Origin of the sequence: Bacillus carboniphilus, from assembly GCF_039522365.1 — a bacterium.
Classification (GTDB): Bacteria; Bacillota; Bacilli; order Bacillales; family JC228; genus Bacillus_BF; species Bacillus_BF carboniphilus.
This window is the reverse complement of sequence record NZ_BAAADJ010000006.1, coordinates 21,184-40,133: the sequence shown is the minus strand read 5'-3', so window position 1 is coordinate 40,133 and position 18,950 is coordinate 21,184. Positions and strand designations below refer to the sequence as shown.

General features: G+C 38.4%; 18 protein-coding genes. 15 read left to right on the top strand and 3 right to left on the bottom strand.

The annotated features are described in order from the left end of the window. Positions 1-13 precede the first annotated feature (13 nt). Together ABDZ91_RS03730 and ABDZ91_RS03725 are read right to left on the bottom strand one after the other, a co-directional pair. Complete coding sequence (locus ABDZ91_RS03730; protein WP_486203389.1) at positions 14-1,219, bottom strand: PqqD family protein; 1,206 nt, start codon at positions 1,217-1,219, stop codon at positions 14-16. Further along, the gene (locus ABDZ91_RS03725) at positions 1,206-2,360 is read right to left on the bottom strand and encodes a ThiF family adenylyltransferase (protein WP_343796485.1); all 1,155 of its coding nucleotides are present in this window, start codon (positions 2,358-2,360) and stop codon (positions 1,206-1,208) included. The genes ABDZ91_RS03730 and ABDZ91_RS03725 overlap by 14 nt, the downstream gene beginning before the upstream one ends. A gap of 836 nt (positions 2,361-3,196) precedes the next feature. Between ABDZ91_RS03725 and ABDZ91_RS03720 the strand changes: the two genes are divergently transcribed. After that, positions 3,197-3,454, top strand: a complete 258-nt coding sequence (locus ABDZ91_RS03720; protein ID WP_343796483.1) for a hypothetical protein — start codon at positions 3,197-3,199, stop codon at positions 3,452-3,454. 202 nt (positions 3,455-3,656) lie between these two features. On the opposite strand, the gene ABDZ91_RS03715 is transcribed toward ABDZ91_RS03720, so the two are convergent. Further along, positions 3,657-3,797: a hypothetical protein gene (locus tag ABDZ91_RS03715; protein ID WP_343796481.1), complete on the bottom strand. Its 141-nt coding sequence runs from the start codon at positions 3,795-3,797 to the stop codon at positions 3,657-3,659. A 350-nt stretch (positions 3,798-4,147) separates the two neighbouring features. Between ABDZ91_RS03715 and ABDZ91_RS03710 the strand changes: the two genes are divergently transcribed. From ABDZ91_RS03710 to ABDZ91_RS03645, 14 genes are all read left to right on the top strand, one after another. Next, entirely contained in the window at positions 4,148-5,059 is a 912-nt protein-coding gene (locus ABDZ91_RS03710; protein ID WP_343796479.1) for an LCP family glycopolymer transferase, read from the top strand. A 186-nt stretch (positions 5,060-5,245) separates the two neighbouring features. After that, on the top strand, positions 5,246-5,989 hold the full coding sequence (locus tag ABDZ91_RS03705; protein ID WP_343796685.1) for a YveK family protein: 744 nt from the start codon (positions 5,246-5,248) through the stop codon (positions 5,987-5,989). Beyond that, positions 5,979-6,677 (top strand): CpsD/CapB family tyrosine-protein kinase, encoded by a 699-nt coding sequence (locus ABDZ91_RS03700; RefSeq protein WP_343796478.1) that lies wholly within the window; start codon positions 5,979-5,981, stop codon positions 6,675-6,677. Before ABDZ91_RS03705 ends, ABDZ91_RS03700 begins: the two co-directional genes overlap by 11 nt. An 89-nt stretch (positions 6,678-6,766) precedes the next feature. Then, positions 6,767-7,534, top strand: a complete 768-nt coding sequence (locus ABDZ91_RS03695; RefSeq protein ID WP_343796477.1) for a tyrosine-protein phosphatase — start codon at positions 6,767-6,769, stop codon at positions 7,532-7,534. A gap of 324 nt (positions 7,535-7,858) precedes the next feature. Next, on the top strand, positions 7,859-9,685 hold the full coding sequence (locus ABDZ91_RS03690; protein ID WP_343796475.1) for a polysaccharide biosynthesis protein: 1,827 nt from the start codon (positions 7,859-7,861) through the stop codon (positions 9,683-9,685). A gap of 188 nt (positions 9,686-9,873) precedes the next feature. Continuing rightward, a complete protein-coding gene (gene galU / locus ABDZ91_RS03685; protein ID WP_343796683.1) occupies positions 9,874-10,767 on the top strand; it encodes a UTP--glucose-1-phosphate uridylyltransferase GalU in 894 nt (297 codons plus the stop codon). Between the two features lie 79 nt (positions 10,768-10,846). Then, complete coding sequence (locus ABDZ91_RS03680) at positions 10,847-11,215, top strand: type IV pilin protein (RefSeq protein ID WP_343796473.1); 369 nt, start codon at positions 10,847-10,849, stop codon at positions 11,213-11,215. A 642-nt stretch (positions 11,216-11,857) separates the two neighbouring features. After that, complete coding sequence (locus ABDZ91_RS03675; RefSeq protein WP_343796471.1) at positions 11,858-12,493, top strand: sugar transferase; 636 nt, start codon at positions 11,858-11,860, stop codon at positions 12,491-12,493. A gap of 21 nt (positions 12,494-12,514) precedes the next feature. Then, positions 12,515-13,408, top strand: coding sequence for an NAD-dependent epimerase/dehydratase family protein (locus ABDZ91_RS03670; protein WP_343796469.1), 894 nt, complete (start codon positions 12,515-12,517; stop codon positions 13,406-13,408). Between the two features lie 21 nt (positions 13,409-13,429). Beyond that, positions 13,430-14,617, top strand: coding sequence for a glycosyltransferase family 4 protein (locus ABDZ91_RS03665; protein WP_343796467.1), 1,188 nt, complete (start codon positions 13,430-13,432; stop codon positions 14,615-14,617). 3 nt (positions 14,618-14,620) lie between these two features. Further along, a complete protein-coding gene (locus tag ABDZ91_RS03660) occupies positions 14,621-15,658 on the top strand; it encodes a polysaccharide biosynthesis protein (RefSeq protein ID WP_343796465.1) in 1,038 nt (345 codons plus the stop codon). Positions 15,659-15,673: 15 nt separating this feature from the next. Beyond that, positions 15,674-16,783 carry a capsular polysaccharide biosynthesis protein CapF gene (locus ABDZ91_RS03655; protein WP_343796463.1) on the top strand — a complete coding sequence of 370 codons (1,110 nt, stop codon included), beginning with the start codon at positions 15,674-15,676 and terminating at the stop codon, positions 16,781-16,783. A 3-nt stretch (positions 16,784-16,786) separates the two neighbouring features. Further along, entirely contained in the window at positions 16,787-17,914 is a 1,128-nt protein-coding gene (gene wecB / locus ABDZ91_RS03650) for a non-hydrolyzing UDP-N-acetylglucosamine 2-epimerase (protein WP_343796462.1), read from the top strand. A 167-nt stretch (positions 17,915-18,081) separates the two neighbouring features. Beyond that, positions 18,082-18,948 carry a glycosyltransferase family 2 protein gene (locus ABDZ91_RS03645; protein ID WP_343796461.1) on the top strand — a complete coding sequence of 289 codons (867 nt, stop codon included), beginning with the start codon at positions 18,082-18,084 and terminating at the stop codon, positions 18,946-18,948. The last annotated feature ends 2 nt before the right edge of the window (positions 18,949-18,950 follow it).

The window sequence follows — 18,950 nt, the reverse complement described above, 5'->3', positions numbered from 1 at the left end:
CAGGTCCAACAACTCAAGCCACAGCCCCTTGCTGCTCCCGCATCCGCCTGCGCTCCCGCACATTCGTCCGCAATCCAAGCAGCCACAGCACGCCATTCACCGCTAACACCATCAACACAATCGCACCATCCCAGAACACAAAGCTCCCAACCGGATGCCCAATCATATTCCCAACAGCTAAATTCACCCCATACACGAGCGGCGGAATCTGGAAGTACGCAAACACGCCAATCGCCACCACAGCACCCACGCCATACAACATCCCAAACCAAGTCGCATTCTTCCGTTCATGCTCCGGCAACTCATCCCACGCATCCTCCTGCTTGCCCAACACCCTACGCCGCAAATACAACATACTATGCTGATGCAACGCAGACGTATTCTTCCAATTACTCAACACAAAATACAGATCTGTCCGGAAAAACACAACAAACTGCCACAACACATTCATCATACAAATGAACACAACCATCGCGGCATACGCCTCAACCACCGGACCTCCAACACCAAACCACTGAACCCCCAAACACACCGCAATCACCAAACCATCCCACATCATCCCGGCCATAAATGGTACATAGCGCTTCTTCTTCTCCACGCCCCACAACCCGGTCATATCCGTCTCCGCCACCAAAAAAATCAACCGCAAATTCAACCGAATCCGAGAATTCACCCTACAAGCCGACGCCGCCAACAAATGCCCAACCTCGTGCAACACCGTCAACGCAGCCGTCACAACCAAAATATTCAACGCACTAAACCCAACTGACTCATACACAAACACATCTCGAAACGCCGGAAACAACTCCGGTCGCATAACCATCATCACCACCGCGACCACAGCAGCCACCACATACACACCCATCATCACACGGCTATAAAAAAACCGCCCCAACCTATACAGACCTTCACTAGCCTCGCGCCGAACCTCCGGATGCACCACCGCACCATCCACACTATAAATCAAATCACACTCAAGCAGTGTCACCGCAAAATCCAACACGTCCACTTCTTCTTCATACTTCTCCAGCATCAACCTATGTACATCCTCAACCGTCCGCCGCCCATCAAACAACCGCACGACATCAACCGCAACCTCAGGCACCCGAATAAACTCACCCAAATAGGGATCGCCAACAGAAAACTCATCTCCATCCGGCTGCACACTCAAATGCCGACAATCCACCACAGACTTCAAACTCAACTCAAAGCTCATCAACTAAAACCTCCGCACTCAATCCAATCTCAATCAACTCATCCAAGCCAACCATCCGATCCAACTCAGCTCCAGCCCCAGCCCCGCAAGTAGGGCAACAAGCCTTCTTCTCACAATCATGATCCGACAACACCATCTCCATCGTCGCCGTATCCATCTCAATAAACGGCTTAGATAGTTGGGCATGACCAGTTATGTATTTTACAACATCCGCAATATACAACCCAGTCAAAATCGACACATTCGGAGCAAATCCCGTATTCACCCCTGAAAAAATCCGCCCGTAATTGGTCTTCAACCGATAAACCGCATCCTCCTGACCCTTCTGCAACAAATCTATCAACTTACAATCGTAGCAAGGTTCATCCCCGCCAGGCGTAAAACGCTCCCAAATCATCGAATGGTTACTAAAACCTCCTCGATAATATGGAATACCAAGCTTCACGCAAGCCGCATTCACCCAACGGTGACTAATCAAAGCAGGCTGATCCATCATGCTAACCGCGACATCGCAGCCCTCTAAAATATCCAACAAGTCTTCGAAACCACGAATCTCCCTGTTCACCATCGTCACCTTTACCTCAGGATTCACCCGACGAATCTTTTCCTCTGCTACCTCAGACTTCAAACGCCCAACATCATCCTCACAATACAAAAACTGCCGGTTCAAATTCGTCCGCGAAATCGTATCAAAATCAACCCCAACAATCTCACCGACTCCGAGTCCAGCCAAATAGGTGGCCGTCAAACAGCCGCCTCCCAATCCTAGGACCGCTACCTTCGCATCCCGCAATGCATCTTGATATGAAAACTTACTTTTTTGGAGAGAGGCAAACCCTGAGAAGTAATTAAGATTTGCTTGATACCGTTCAAGCTCAGTAGGGGAATAGGTGGATGGGGCGGAGTTGTATTCTAAGAAGCCAAGCTCGTTCAATGCTTCTAACGCCTCCATCATGTCAGACAGTGGAATGTCAAGAGTCCGCGCAATCTCTGTAACCGACCGACTCCCGTCTAATAAATTCAACAAAGCATATAGCTTTCCATCCTCATCATCCAGTTCAATCGTATTTTTCCCGTTCGCCACTTCAATGGCCCCAGGTTTCTGGATAACAGGCCGAAACGTTTTCTTAAACTCTGGATTCATACTAATCCTCCTTGGAATAAGTCTATATGTAATAAAAAAAGAGGGTGACAACTGGAGGGCTAACCCCCCACCCAAACACACAATATGTAAGAATATGTGGGAGGGGAAACACCTCAAGAACCGTCACCCTCTGTTTATATAATGAAAAATGTAAGCTGATGCTGCGTAAACAGTTGAACTGCTACGCTTTCCTTTTTGATGTGTAAAATTCAGTAGTTTAGTAGATTATCCGCCGTATGGAATAACTGTTGGAGTTAATTTCTCGTTTTTGCGCACTTTAATCTTCATCACAAATCCTCCTTTCAAGGGACAGATTTCAGCGTCCGATGGGACAGGGGGGACAGGTTTCAGTGTCCCACTTCCCTAATAGAAGTGATTAGAAATATCCATTACCCGCCATAAACATTAGCAGTAGGAGTAAGCTTCTCATTCTTACGTACTTTAATCTTCATCGAGGTAACCCCCTTTCACAGTAGGATACACGCTCATCATTACCCACCATAAACATTAGCAGTTGGAGTTAACTTCTCATTCTTACGCACTTTAATTTTCATGTGACAACCCTCCTCTTTCTTTGGGATGTCACCACTATATAATTACGCAAATACGAAATCAACAGAATAATGTAAATATTGTAAAAATTGGTAAAAATGACACAACTCGTCCACATCGCCAACTGGTAACTAATTACCAGTACCGATCAAATAGTCCTAAATCAACCACACCAAAATCACCCCATTCGAACCACTTTCACCCCTTCAAAGTAAAAAAGTACTAAACAAAGTAGGACTACCATCCTCCAACCGCGAATAAAGTAGGAGAGGGAGGGAACAAACATGAACGATCTAACCGATATCACTTTTATAAAAAGAATAACAATCGGCAACACAAACCCATCTAATCCAAAAGACGACACCGAAATCGAAAAACAAATCCAACTCTTAAACCGCTGCCTATCCGAGCACCCAAAAGGAATCATCATCGGCCAAGAAAAAGACTTCCAAGTCATCCGAATCGGCGAGCACCAAGTCATCCAACAATCCACTACCTATCACATCGGCTTCAAAAGAAAACCAACTTGGCTCACGGACTGACACGGGACACCAGGGACAGGTTTCAGTGTCCCGCCTCACTCAACAAAAAGACTCAAAACAATTAAGACTTATAGAAGAAGGCCATCAGTCACTTTCTACAACCACACAAATCAAGCTCAGAGTTAACCTCTGAGCTTGAACTATCCCCCAAAAAAACCTCTTCAAACTAATCCACTATCTATCTAATTCATCCTTACCAAACTCAACGTACATGAAGCATTCCATAATTAACCGACTCAGTTAACTCACATGAAGAAATACTACCATCAAGGTAATCTTCTTCAATTGATTCTAATACAGAACGCGCTTCTAGAGAATCAGTACTGGATTCTGTCCAATGCATCTTCCATTCCCTTTCTCCATCTATTACCCTCAAAAATCCAATAAAAAGAACTCAGAAACACTCCTCACCACTCCAACCTCAATACAACAACAGCGACCAAAGCCTGTTCGAGTTCCCTACGGAACAAATGAAAATGTAAATGTCGAAAAAATTGGTAAAATGACACACTCCATAAAATGGAAATACACCCCAAAATCCCCACCCATAATCATTGAGACCCACCCCCATTTCTTCTATAATAGGAATTTGGCACCATATGGATACATGCCCAAATAAATACTTTCTTCTCTTGATATTCCAATTTATAACTTGTAAGGTAAAATCTATATCAATAAGGGATGTGCAGAATTATGTCGAAAAGGAAGAAAATTTTCCTTTCAATAGCTTCGGTATTGGTTGTGATTTTAAGTGTTTTATGTATGTATGCATACAATGTTTATAATTCGTTACAGGACACAGTCAGTGTTATGCATCAGCCAATTGAAAGGGATGTACCGGCAAAAAGGGTGGAGAAGCTATCGTTAGAAAAGAAAGATCCCTTTTCTGTTTTATTGCTAGGAGTCGATAAAAGAGAAAACGATAAGGGACGTTCTGACACCATGGTTGTCCTCACAGTAAATCCAAACGAGGACTCTATTAAGATGATCAGTATCCCTCGAGACACTAGAGTTCCCATTATCGGAAAGGATTTCGAGGATAAAATTAACCATGCATATGCCTTTGGTGGAGTGCCAATGTCCGTTGCAACCGTAGAAGATTTTCTGGATATTCCAATCGATTACTATATTGAAATAAATATGGAAGGCTTTCAGGAAATTGTAGATGCTGTTGGGGGAGTAAAAGTGAAAAACCAATTCGCTTTCAACAGTGGAGGGTTCACATTCCAAGAAGGTCAAATTGAGCTCACAGGAAAAGAAGCCCTTGCCTACTCCAGAATGCGCTATGAGGATCCGCGTGGAGACTTAGGGCGCCAGCAACGTCAACGCCAAATCATAGAAGCGGTGATTCGAAAAGGTGCAAGCCTGCAATCCCTTTGGAAATACGAAGACATCTTTACTGCTCTAGGAAACAATGTAAAAACAAACTTAACCTTTGACGAAATGGTCACATTCCAGTCCCACTATAGCAGTGCTGTTAAACAAATTGACCACTATCAAGTCGATGGAAAAGGTCAACGAATGGACAATATCTATTACTATGTTGTATCAGATGAAGAAAGAGCTAGACTACAAGACATTATTAAAAAACATTTAGGTGTGTAATATCGACTAATTCCGCTATCTAGTAACTAAATTATTCCAAAATAACAAAAGTTTCGACAATCCATCGATTAACTGGAAAAAAGGGTAGCGGAATTGGGTCTAAGGACTTATAATTAAAAATATCTTGAATTAGAGAATTATACCGGTGCTAGCAAAGTTTGCTAACGGAGAAAGAGAGTGTCAACATTGGAAGAAACTATTAGTCTACGAGAATTATTCGAAACAATCAAAAAACGTTTCCTTTTAATTATATCTATTACAATGGCAGCTGCTGTTATTAGTGCCATTGTAAGTTACTTTATACTAACACCGATTTATCAATCCTCCACTCAACTCCTGGTGAATCAAGAAAAAACAGATCAGCCATATTATACGAACAGTGATATTCAAGCAAACTTGCAGTTGATCAATACATATCGAGTGATTATTAAAAGTCCAGCTATTTTAGATTTAGTTAGAGAAGAAATGGACCTTGAAATAACTACACAACAACTAACCAGTAAAATCCAAGTAAACAGTGAGCAAAACTCAACCGTTGTAAATCTTACTGTAGAAGATCCAGACGCAGTACGAGCATCAGAAATCGCAAATAAAACTGCTGAAGTCTTCCAAAGAGAAGTCATTGAACTACTAAATGTCGATAACGTTTCTATTTTGTCCCAAGCAGTACCAGCTAACGGACCAGTAAAACCACGCCCAGCACTAAATATAGCGATTGCAGTGGTAGTTGGCCTCATGGCAGGTGTCGGTCTAGCATTCTTACTAGAATTCCTAGATAACTCTATTAAAAACGAACAAGATATCGAAAAGAAATTGGGTCTACCTGTACTTGGAATCATCACAACCATAAGCGAGGAAGACTTTGACCAACTAGGGATGAGAGAATCCAGAAAACTACATGATCAACGAGGTGAGTCTCTTGGCGCTTAATAAAAGGAGAAAGACAGTTACACAAAATAGAAGTTTAATTGCACACATGAATCCGAAATCTCCCATTGCAGAACAATACAGAACCATGAGAACCAACATTCAATTCTCATCTGTTGATCACACGATTCGTTCACTGATGGTGACTTCTTCAGGGCCATCAGAAGGGAAATCAACGACTGTAGCAAACCTTGCAGTGGTATTCGCGCAACAAGGAAAAAAAGTCCTCCTAGTCGATGCTGATATGAGAAAGCCAACGGTTCACTATACATTTAGACTAAGTAACACATTTGGCCTAACGAACGTATTAACAAGGCAAGCAAAGGTAGAAGAAGTCATTCATGAATCTCTAGTAGAGAATCTATCATTACTAACAAGTGGTCCCATTCCACCAAACCCTGCAGAGCTACTAGGATCGGCAGCAATGGAAGATTTACTTGCAGAGTTGTTCAAGCAATTTGACTTAGTTCTATTTGACACGCCCCCTGTATTAGCAGTAACCGATGCACAAATTTTAGCTAACCAATGTAACGGGTCAATTCTTGTCGTAAATAGTGGAAAGACTGAAATTGACGCCGCTAGTAAGTCGAAGGAACTACTTTTGAATGCAAAAGGAAAGCTATTAGGCGTTGTTTTAAACAATAAGAAGGAAAAGAAGGGTAGCTACTATTATTACTATGGGGGAAAATAGACCTATTTCGACAAAAGAACCCTCTTTCTAACTCCTATTCGACATGGTAAAATAGACTTATATTTTGGGGAAAACTGGGGGAATTAGAAATGATTGATATTCACTGTCATATATTACCGAACGTAGACGATGGACCCACTTCTATGACCGAAAGTATCGAAATGGCAAAAAAAGCGGTTGCAGAAGGAATACAGACGATCATTGCAACACCCCACCATAAGAATGGAAGCTATGAAAATAGTAAACAAACAATCTTACAAAACGTACAAGCTCTAAATGATGTCCTTGTTCAAGAAAATATCCCATTGCAAATACTTTCTGGCCAGGAAGTCCGGATTAACGGCGATATCCTCACTGACCTGAAAGCGGAAGAAATCCTTACGATGGTCGATGGGGGAAAATATCTATTTGTTGAACTTCCATCTGGAACGGTTCCGAGATTTACGGAAAAAATGCTCTATGACATTCAGATGGAAGGGCTCACGCCAGTCATTGTACACCCAGAAAGAAACCAAGCCATAGCAGAACATCCCGAGCTTTTGTACCAATTCGTGAAAAAAGGAGCCCTTACACAAGTGACTGCAGCAAGTGTAACCGGGCACTTCGGAAAAAAGATTAAAAAGTTCTCTCTTGACTGTATTGATGCAAACCTAACGCATTTTATAGCAAGTGATGCGCACAACACACATAACCGTACATTCCTAATGGAAGAAGCCTATGATGTTATTCGTCAAGAATTTGGACGAGAAATGGTGTATCTATTCAGAGAAAATGCAGAGCTACTAGTAGAGGGGAAAGCCGTTTATAAGGAAATTCCTGAAAGAATTAAGAAAAAGAAGTTCCTAGGTATCTTTTAATCTGTTACTAAATATCGGAATATTCCGATATGTGTAACGGAATTAACCAAAGAACGAATCGATTCCGCCCTAAAAAGGCGGACTATTACATCTAGATCATTTGGTGATGCCTCCCAGCCACTATCAAAGGAGACACTCGGCCATACCGTGGGCAAAGATCTTCGCCTTAGACGCTCGTCGTCGATGGTATGGTGTGAGGGTGGGTTCGATGCCCAACTATAATTTTCTTATAGGTCTAAATGCCTAACTGAAGCGCATAAACTAGTTGTGCGTTTGGGTTGGGTATTTATTTTCAAAAAAACAAAAGGGAAGGGGGAATACTGTATGACCTTTCAGAAACGACTATCATTTTTAATTGCGCTAGATTCATTTATTGTCCTAACAGCTATCTACGCTAGTTACTTTCTATTACATCCTCAGCTAAGCGTCTTTAAAACACCAACGCTCATTATCAGTTCGGTCGTTCTATTACTATCTCATCATATCTATGCAGGCGTATATAGACTTTATAAGAAAGCCTGGGAGTATGCAAGTATTCCAGAATTATTAGCCATTGTCAAAGCGGTTTCTTTTTCAATTATGACAGCAGCACTTATACAGATGATTATTGATTTTGATATTTACATAAGAGCTTTGGCAATTACATGGATGCTTCATGTATTACTTATCGGTGGATCACGCTTTGCATGGCGAATGTTTCGAGACCGAGTAGTGAATAAAGCTGCAGATAAAAAGAGGACCTTAATTATCGGTGCAGGTTCTGGTGGTATGATGGTGGCTAGACAATTACTACATAATCAAGAGGCAGAGTTAAAGCCAGTTGCTTTCATTGATGATGACAAGAAAAAGCAACGATTAGAATACTTAGGTCTATCGGTTGCGGGAAAGACGAATCAAATCAAAGAAGTAGTTGAGAAATACAATATCGAACATATTATTATCGCGATTCCGTCATTAAGTAAAAAGGAATTAAACCGGATTTTTCTAGAATGTTCATCTACCAAAGTGAAAACACAAATTATGCCGATGTTTGAAGATATTGTGACAGGAAAAATTTCGGTGAATCAGTTTAGAGATGTACAGGTAGAGGATTTGCTTGGTCGGGAGCCTGTTGAACTAGATTTAGAAAGTATCTCAAATAGTATTACAGGTAAAACGATACTTGTTACTGGAGCGGGCGGATCGATAGGGTCTGAGATTTGTAGACAGGTAAGTAAGTTTAAGCCTAAGAAGCTGTTGTTACTAGGGCATGGGGAGAATTCGATTTATTCGATTGATATGGAGCTTCGGAATAAGTATAAGGATAAGTTTGGGATTATTCCGGTGATTGCGGATGTGCAGGACAGAGCTCGGATTTTTGAAGTGATGGAAGTACATAAGCCGAATATGGTGTATCATGCTGCGGCGCATAAGCATGTACCTTTGATGGAGTTTAATCCGAAAGAGGCTGTGAAGAATAATGTGATTGGGACTAAGAATGTGGCGGAGGCGAGTGACACATTTGGGGTAAGCACTTTCGTGCTTATTTCTTCTGATAAAGCAGTGAACCCAACGAATGTTATGGGATCAACTAAGAGGATTGCTGAAATGGTTGTTCAGGAGCTTGCCAAAACTAGTAAGACGAAGTTTGTGGCTGTTCGGTTTGGGAATGTGTTGGGAAGTCGTGGGAGTGTTATTCCATTATTTAAGAGGCAGATTCAGGCTGGGGGGCCAGTTACGGTTACCCATCCTGAGATGACGAGGTATTTTATGACTATACCGGAAGCCTCGCGACTTGTGATGCAAGCGGGTGCATTGGCGCGTGGTGGAGAGATTTTTGTGTTGGATATGGGTGAGCCGGTGAAGATTGTGGATTTGGCGAGGAACCTTATCACCCTTTCGGGTTATTCGATAGAAGAGATTGGGATTCGGTTTTCTGGGATTCGTCCTGGGGAGAAGATGTTTGAAGAATTGTTGAATGAGAATGAGGTTCATCCTGTTCCGGTGTTTCCGAAGATTTTTATTGGGAAGGCTGTGGAGAGTGAGTTTGAGAAGGTTCGTGGTTTGATAGAGACGTATGAAGTTACGGTAGATGGAAAGTTGAAAGAGGTTGTTCTTTCGCTTGCTAATAAGAAGGCTGTTGGGAAGAAGATGAAGGTCGTTGGGAGTTAGGTTAGAGAGATGATTTAGTTGGGGGAGGCAGAATCTTGCGATTCTGTTTTTCTCTTTTTTGATGAATACATAGATAAAGGGAGAGAACGGGCGAATCTTGCGATTCGGTAACCTGTTCTTGCTGAACAAAAAATTAGAGAGTCGAATCTCCGATTCGATATATAGAAAAATGATCTGGGGTGATTATGATGAAAAAAGTTAGAAAAGCTATTATACCTGCAGCGGGATTAGGTACGAGGTTCCTTCCTGCAACTAAAGCACAACCGAAGGAAATGTTGCCGATTGTGGATAAGCCGACAATTCAATATATAGTGGAGGAAGCGGTGGCTTCTGGGATTGAGGATATTATTATTGTGACGGGTCGTGGAAAGAGAGCGATTGAGGATCATTTTGATAAGAGTTATGAGTTGGAAGAGACGTTGGTGAAGAAGGGGAAGATTGAGCAGTTAGAAGAGGTTCAAGGGATTTCTAACTTGGCTAATATTCATTATATACGTCAGAAAGAGCCTCTTGGGTTAGGACATGCGATTGCTTGTGCGAGTCGTTTTATTGGAGATGAGCCGTTTGCGGTGTTGTTGGGGGATGATATTGTCCATTCTCCTGAGAAGCCTTGTTTGAAGCAGCTGATTGATGTTTATGAAAGATATAATTCTTCTGTGATTGGGGTTCAGCAGGTTTCGGATGAGGATGTTTCGAAGTATGGGGTTATTTCGATGAGGAATGGGGAGATTGATCGGAATAGTTATCATATTGATGATTTGGTTGAGAAGCCGAAGCGAGAGGATGCTCCTTCTAATTATGCGATTATGGGTCGATATATTTTAAGACCGGAGATTTTTGAGATTTTGGAGAAGCAGACACCAGGTGCAGGTGGAGAGATTCAGTTGACGGATGCGATTAAGAGTTTGAATGAGAAGCAGATGGTTGTGGCTTATAATTTCGATGGCGTTCGGCATGATGTTGGGGATAAGTTTGGGTTTATAAAGGCTCAGGTTGAGTTTGCTTTGGAGAGAGAAGATTTGAAGGGAAGTCTTCTTGAGTACTTGGAAGAGGTATTAGATAAAGGGAAGGTCAAGGCTTAAGGGGAGAGTTTGTAAATTTGAAGCCTCTCTTTGAGAAGGATGGGAGTATGAGTAAATATAAACTAGCGGGATATGTAGGATGAAGTATTTTAATAATAAAGGGGTAACCTTGGTAGAGCTTTTGGCTGGTGTGGTGATATTGGGGATTATTGCTGCGATTGCGGTTGTATCAGTTGGTGGGATTATTGAAAATACAAAAGAAGATGTTTGTCACGCTAATCGAATTGAACTTGAAAGATGGTATGAGAGACATTTATTCCTAGAGAATATTGAAGAGTCAACATCCAGTATGTTTTTTCTATATTTGCAGAAATATGGAGATACTATTTGTCCGCTGGATGGAGAGATAAGTTATTCGAATGGTGTTATTGAATGTAGCACTCATCCTCTGGGGGATGATAGCGATTCGGATGGAGATGATGGAGGTGGAGGAGTTCCTTATTTATAAAGAAGAGGGGCTCTTCCGGCTTTTTTTAGTTGGGGAGGATTGAATGGTGGCGGGGAACTGAGTATCGTAGTTAGATTGAGTGCTAGAAACCTTGCGGGATAAGGGTTTGAGGTGTTTTTAGTGAGATTTATAGATTGATTGAATGGTATATATAATAGGAAGAAACTCGGTTAAGAATGATTTTGTGGTGAATATCTATTTCGTATTTGTTAGGTAGATTGAATAGATATTACGAGGTGTGTATCGGATGTAGATAAAACACAATATGTAGTATTAAATTTTGTGAAAAAGTATAAAACGAACACAATATATTGATTTCATCTATTTAGCATAATCACCTGAGGGTGCAATTTTGCGTAAATGTGTTGCATAGAGGTAACGAGGTGTGTATTGGATGTAGATAAAACACAATATGTAGTATTAAATTTCGTGAAAAAGTATAAAACGAACACAATATATTGATTTCATCTATTTAGCATAATCACCTGAGGGTGCAATTTTGCGTAAATGTGTTGCATAGAGGTAACGAGGTGGCTATCGGTAGTAGATAACAATTTTAGTGGTTTAGTAGTTGGTTAGAGGAAAAGAGCCTCTAATTAAGTCCTAATCTACTAAAGAACAAATTTTAAGGAGTGTAGCTGGATGTATATGAAGGTTAAAAGATTGATAGATATCATTCTTTCTTTAATTGGACTTATAGTACTATCACCTATTTTTTTAATTCTAATTATTGCTATTAAGCTAGAGTCAAAAGGCCCGGTACTGTTTAAGCAAAAGCGTATTGGTATCAACAAGACACATTTCAATATCTTAAAGTTCCGCACTATGAAAATAGATACGCCTAAGGACACTCCAACTCACTTATTAAGTAATCCAGAACAGTATATCACAAAGATGGGTAAATTTCTGAGAAAGACCTCACTTGATGAGCTACCGCAAATTTGGAATATTTTTGTTGGGCAGATGAGTATAATCGGGCCTAGGCCAGCACTTTGGAATCAATATGATCTGATCGCTGAACGAGATAAATATGGCGCTAATGATGTACCACCTGGGTTGACAGGTTGGGCACAGATTAATGGTAGGGATGAACTTCCTATCGAAATTAAGGCTAAGTTGGATGGGGAGTATGTTGAGAAGATTAGCCTTTTGATGGATATTAAGTGCTTCTTTGGCACCATCGTAAGTGTTGTTAAGAGTGATGGTGTAGTTGAAGGTGGAACTGGAGCAAAGAAGGAAGTTGCAAGTACTAAGATGACAAGCTCTTCAGGAAAGTAAACAAGTAGAGGTGGAAAAATAATGTTATTAGTTACAGGAATTACAGGACATAGTGGCAAGTATTTCTTGCAAGAGCTTATAAGAAATAAATACGATGGTCCAATTCGATGTATTGTTAGAGCAAATTCTGATACATCGTTGATAGATAATTCGGGACTAAATATAGAAAAGATAGTTGGAGATTTAGAGAATCAAGAGTTTATGAATGAAGTTATGAGCGGAGTTAACACAGTTGTGCATATAGCGTCTATCTTTTATTCTGTTACTTTAATGAGGGCAGCTGTTAAGAATGATGTCAAGAGAGCTATACTTGTTCATACAACCGGCATTTATTCAAGGTATAAGAGTGCATCAGAAGAATATAAGGGTATCGAGAAAAACATAGATAAGATAATTAAGGAAAGCAATTCAACGATAGGGCTAATATATTTAAGGCCTACTATGATCTATGGATATATCAATGACAGTAATATGATTGTTTTTATAAAAATGGTAGATAGATTAAGGTTATTTCCTATCATTGACCAAGGTAGGAATTTGCTACAGCCTGTTAATGGACGAGATTTAGGAAAAGCATATTATCAGGTATTAAGGAAATCTAATATAATGAGCGGCGATTATATTTTATCTGGTGAAAGTCCTATTTCAATGAAAGAATTATTTAGGTTGATAAGTCAAATTCTAGGTAAGAAGACGACCTTTATTAGTGTCCCTTTAGCGTTAGGTGTTTTTATGGCTAAATTCCTAAAAGTTTGTACGCTTGGAAAGGTTGACTATATTGAGAGGGTTCAGCGGATGGGAGAAGATAGAAGCTTTTCTCATAAAAGTGCTACAGAAGATTTTGATTATCAACCTATGTCGCTGTCTGAGGGATTAAAAATCGAAATTGAAGAGTATTTAAAAAAGGTTCAATAGAAATTGGAGGCTTATTCTTAAATGAAAATCTTAGTTGTCTGCCAATATTACTATCCGGAACCTTTTCGTATTTCAGATATATGTGAAACATTAGTAGAAAAAGGGCATGATGTAACAGTGCTTACAGGACTTCCGAATTATCCAGAGGGGCAAGTACTTGATGGTTACCGGTATGGTAGAAAAAGGAATGAAGTGTTAAACGGTGTAAAGGTAATACGAAGTTTTGAGATAGGTCGTGGAAATAGTAAATTAAAGCTTTTCCTAAACTATCTTAGCTTTGCAGTATCAGGATCGGTAAAGGCATTTTTTATGAATGAAAAGTTTGATGTAGTATTAGTCAATCAACTTTCCCCCGTAATGATGGGGATCCCAGCTATTGTTTATAAGAGAAGGCATAAGAAAAAGGTTTTGCTCTACTGCCTAGACCTATGGCCTGATAGTCTAGCTGCTGGAGGTATCAAAGAAAGTTCAATGATTTACAAGTTTTTTATGAAGCTTTCTAAATGGATTTATAACTATGCAGATTCCATAGCAGTAACTTCTAGTATGTTTAAAGAATATTTTAGGAGTACTCTTGGGGTGTATAAAAAGGAAATACATCATCTACCGCAATATGCAGAGGACTTGTTTACTGAAAGCATTGAAGTTCCTAAGAATGATAAATTTAATTTTGTTTTTGCTGGAAATATTGGTGATATGCAAAGCGTGGAAACAATAGTTAAAGCCGCAAATGAATTACGCGAGCACACTAATATTACATTTCATATAGTTGGAGATGGATCCAAATTAGAAGAATGTAAATTGCTAAGCAAACAAATGGAGTTAGACAACATCATCTATTATGGTAGAAAACCCGTAAGTGAAATGCCGTATTACTATGGGTTAGCAGATGCAATGTTAATTACATTGAAGAATAATAAGGCTATATCATACACACTACCTGGAAAAGTGCAATCATATATGGCAGCTGGTAAACCTATAATTGGAGCAATAAATGGCGAGACGAGTCGAGTGATTAGGGATGCTAATTGTGGATTATGTTGCGCTGCTGAAGATTATAGCGAATTGGCGAAGTTACTAATACAGTTCTGTGATAATAATGAGAAAGAGAAAATGGCTGAAAACTCATATAATTATTACATTAAAAACTACAGTAAAGATAGATTTATATCGGTGTTAGAAGACACCTTAACTAATTTGGAGGGATAAAAAATGTTTAAAGACAAAACTTTATTAATTACTGGTGGAACAGGATCCTTTGGGAATGCTGTGATGAAAAGATTTTTAGATACAGATATTAAAGAAATTAGAATTTTTTCGCGAGATGAGAAAAAACAAGATGACATGAGGAAAATTTATAAAAATGACAAACTCAAGTTTTATCTTGGGGATGTAAGAGATTTAGCAAGCGTTAAGAATGCAATGCACGGAGTTGATTATATTTTCCATGCGGCCGCACTAAAACAGGTTCCGTCTTGTGAGTTCTTTCCTTTAGAAGCAGTAAAAACTAATATTATGGGAACTGATAATGTATTAACAGCTGCTATTGAATATGGGGTGAAAAAGGCAATTTGCCTTTCAACAGATAAAGCTGCATATCCAATTAATGCAATGGGTATTTCAAAAGCAATGATGGAAAAAGTATTTGTTGCTAAATCGAAAACGGTTGATCCAGATAGAACACTAATTTGTGGAACTAGATATGGTAATGTCATGGCCTCACGTGGATCGGTTATACCATTATTTATTGAACAAATTAAAAGTGGTCAGCCTTTAACAGTAACGGATCCTAATATGACAAGATTTCTTATGAGTTTAGAAGAAGCAGTCGAGTTAGTAGTATTTGCATTCCAAAACGCTGAAGCAGGAGATATCATGGTTCAAAAATCTCCAGCTAGCACTATTGGCGACCTTGCTCAAGCTGTAAAAGAATTATTTAATGCGGATAATGAAATAAAAATTATTGGAACTCGCCATGGAGAAAAACGTTATGAAACACTACTTACTAAAGAGGAATATATAAAGGCAGAAGATTTGCCTGGTTTTTATAGAGTTCCTGCTGATCAAAGAGATCTTAACTATGATAAGTATTTTGCAGAGGGGGATCAAAAGCTTACTTCTGTAGTGGAATATAATTCAGATAATACACAAATTCTTAGTATTGAACAAATTAAAGAAAAGTTACTAGAATTAGATTACGTGCAAAATGAGCTTAAGGAATGGAATAAAAAAGCTTATGTATTGAACTAAAGGTGGTATTTACTCATGCAAATTCTTGTTACAGGCGCAAATGGTTTTGTAGGGAAAAACCTTATCGCTGAGCTTAAGAATAAGGGATATAACGATATACTTGAATTTACTAAGGAAACTGATCATTCATTACTTGAGAAATATACAAAAGAATGTGATTTTGTCTTTCATTTAGCTGGAGTAAATAGGCCAAAAGAAGAAAAAGAATTTATGGATGGTAATTTTGGTTTAACTTCGCAACTACTAGAATTATTAAATAAACATAACAATACAGCGCCTGTTCTTCTTGCTTCTACGATCCAAGCAGAAAACGATAATCCTTATGGAAGAAGTAAGAAGGCTGGAGAGGATTTACTATTTAAATATTATAAAGAAAATGATGTTAAAGTTTACGTATATCGATTACCAAACTTGTTTGGTAAGTGGAGTAAACCTAACTATAATACTGTGGTGGCCACATTTTGTTACAATATCGCTAGAGGATTAGATATTCGGATAAATAACCCCGATGTAGAGCTAAATCTTTGTTATATAAATGATGTATTAGACGAGTTTTTAAGAGCTCTAGAGGGAAACCCTACTATGGAAAATGAATTCTGTATTGTACCTAAGACTCATACTATTAAACTTGGAGATTTGGCTGACCTTATAAAGCGTTTCAAAGAAAGTAGAACAAATTTATATATTCCCAATATGGAAGATGCACTAACTAAGAAGCTCTATAGTACCTATTTAAGCTTTTTACCAGAGGATCAATTTTCATATGATCTTAAAATGAATTGTGATCACAGAGGCTCGTTTACTGAATTTATGAGGACACCTGATAGAGGACAAGTGTCTGTCAATGTATCAAAACCTGGGGTTACGAAAGGAAACCATTGGCACCATACTAAAAATGAAAAATTTTTAGTTGTAAGTGGAGAAGGTTTAATTCGCTTTAGAAAAGTAGATTCTGATGAAGTTATTGAATATAGGGTAAGTGGAGAAAAAGCACAAGTAGTTGATATTCCAACCGGCTATATACATTCAATAGTAAATGTAGGGGAAAGTGACCTAGTAACTGTAATGTGGGCCAATGAATGTTTTGATCCTGAAAATCCAGACACTTATTTCATGGAGGTATAATAAATGAAGCAATTAAAAGTCATGACAGTCGTGGGTACTAGACCCGAGATTATAAGGCTGTCTGCTGTTATTAATAAATTAGAAGAATCAAATGCAATTGAACATACACTGGTTCATACGGGTCAAAATTACGATTATGAATTAAACGAAGTGTTTTTTAAGGATTTTAATTTAAAAAAACCTGACTATTTCCTTAATGCTGCTACCGGAACTGCCGTAGAAACCATTGGTAATATTCTAGTTAAAATAGATCCTATCATGGAAGAAGTAAAACCAGATGCGTTTTTAGTACTTGGAGATACTAATAGCTGTTTATGTGCAATTGCTGCAAAGAGGAGACACATTCCAATTTTTCATATGGAAGCAGGCAATAGATGCTTTGATCAGAGGGTACCAGAAGAAACCAATAGGAAAATTGTTGACCACACAGCAGATATTAATTTAACCTATTCTGATATTGCAAGAGAATATCTACTTAGAGAAGGATTTCCTTCAGATAGAATTATTAAAACGGGAAGTCCTATGTTTGAAGTTCTAAATTCCAGAAAAGACGATATAGAGAGATCAGATGTATTAGAAAGATTACGTTTAGAAGAAGGAAACTACTTTATAGTATCTGCTCACAGAGAGGAAAATATAAATTCCGAAGTCAATTTCTCAGATTTAGTTGATAGTTTAAATGTAATTGCTGAAAAATATAATATGCCTGTCATTGTGAGTACTCATCCTAGAACTAGAAAAATGATCGAATCTAAAGGGATTGAATTTAACCCATTAGTGAAAACTATGAAACCTTTAGGGTTTAATGATTATGTGAAGCTCCAAACGAAAGCGAAAGCGGTTCTTAGTGATAGTGGAACAATAAGTGAAGAATCATCTATTCTTGGGTTTAGAGCGCTTAATATCAGACAAGCTCATGAAAGACCCGAGGCGATGGAAGAGGCTGCTGTAATGATGGTTGGTTTAAACGCTGATAGAATATTACAAGGGTTAGAAGTATTAGAAACCCAAGAAAAAACTACATTAAGAACTGTTGCTGACTACAGTATGACAAATGTTTCTGATAAGGTTCTAAGGATTATTTTGTCATATACAGATTATGTAAATAGGGTTGTTTGGTCCAAAATATAATTTGATTTGAATAATTAATATGTAAAATATTAAAGTGAGTAAATTGTTTATCAAAACTAGATTTATAGTAAATATGATTTTCAATAATTTGAATACAAATAATTACGAAATCCAACGACTCTAATCTTAAGTTAATTGAGATTTCAAAAAAATTCAGGGGTTGAACAATGGCTGACTTAACTGCAATTATTTTAACAAAAAATGAAGAATTAAATATTAAAGAATGTATTAATTCAATTAAAGCTATCACTAAAAGAATAATTGTGATTGATAGTTTTAGTAATGATAGAACTGTGGAAATAGCTAAAGAACTGGGTGCAGACGTTTACCAAAATAGATTTATTAACTATTCTAAACAGTTTAAATATGGTCTTTATAATACAGCTATTAATACAAAGTGGGTATTAAGAATTGATGCTGATGAAAGATTAACCAAAGAATCTGCAGAGGAGATTGAAACCTTAACAAAATTGCATACAGATGATGATGTGAATGGTTTAATTTTAAGATTTAAAGTGCAGTTTATGGGTAGATACTTGAAATATGGAGGTGTATACCCTTTTAGAAAATTATTAGTTTTTAAGCATGGGATCGGTGATATAGAGGATAGAAATATGGATGAACATATTGTACTTTCAAAGGGTAGGGCAATTGAACTTAAAAATGATTCTTTGCATTATGATTTTAAAAATTTAACATATTGGATAGCTAAGCATAATTGGTACGCATCAAGAGAAGTTAAAGATTACTTTGAAAGTAGATACGAGTCGGATGAAAAGGGGGATTTAGATAGGAAGGCAAAGATAAAACGTATTATTAAATTCAAGATTTATTATAAATTGCCTATGGGGTTAAGAAATTTGTTGTATTTTATCTATAGATATGTATTTAAATTAGGGTTTTTGGATGGGAAAGAAGGTTTTATATATAACTTCCTTCAAGCATATTGGTATAGGTTTTTGGTAGATGCCAAAATCTATGAGCATGAAAAGATGGGTGGAGAATTCGAAAAAACTGGTGAATTAAACGTTTAGTA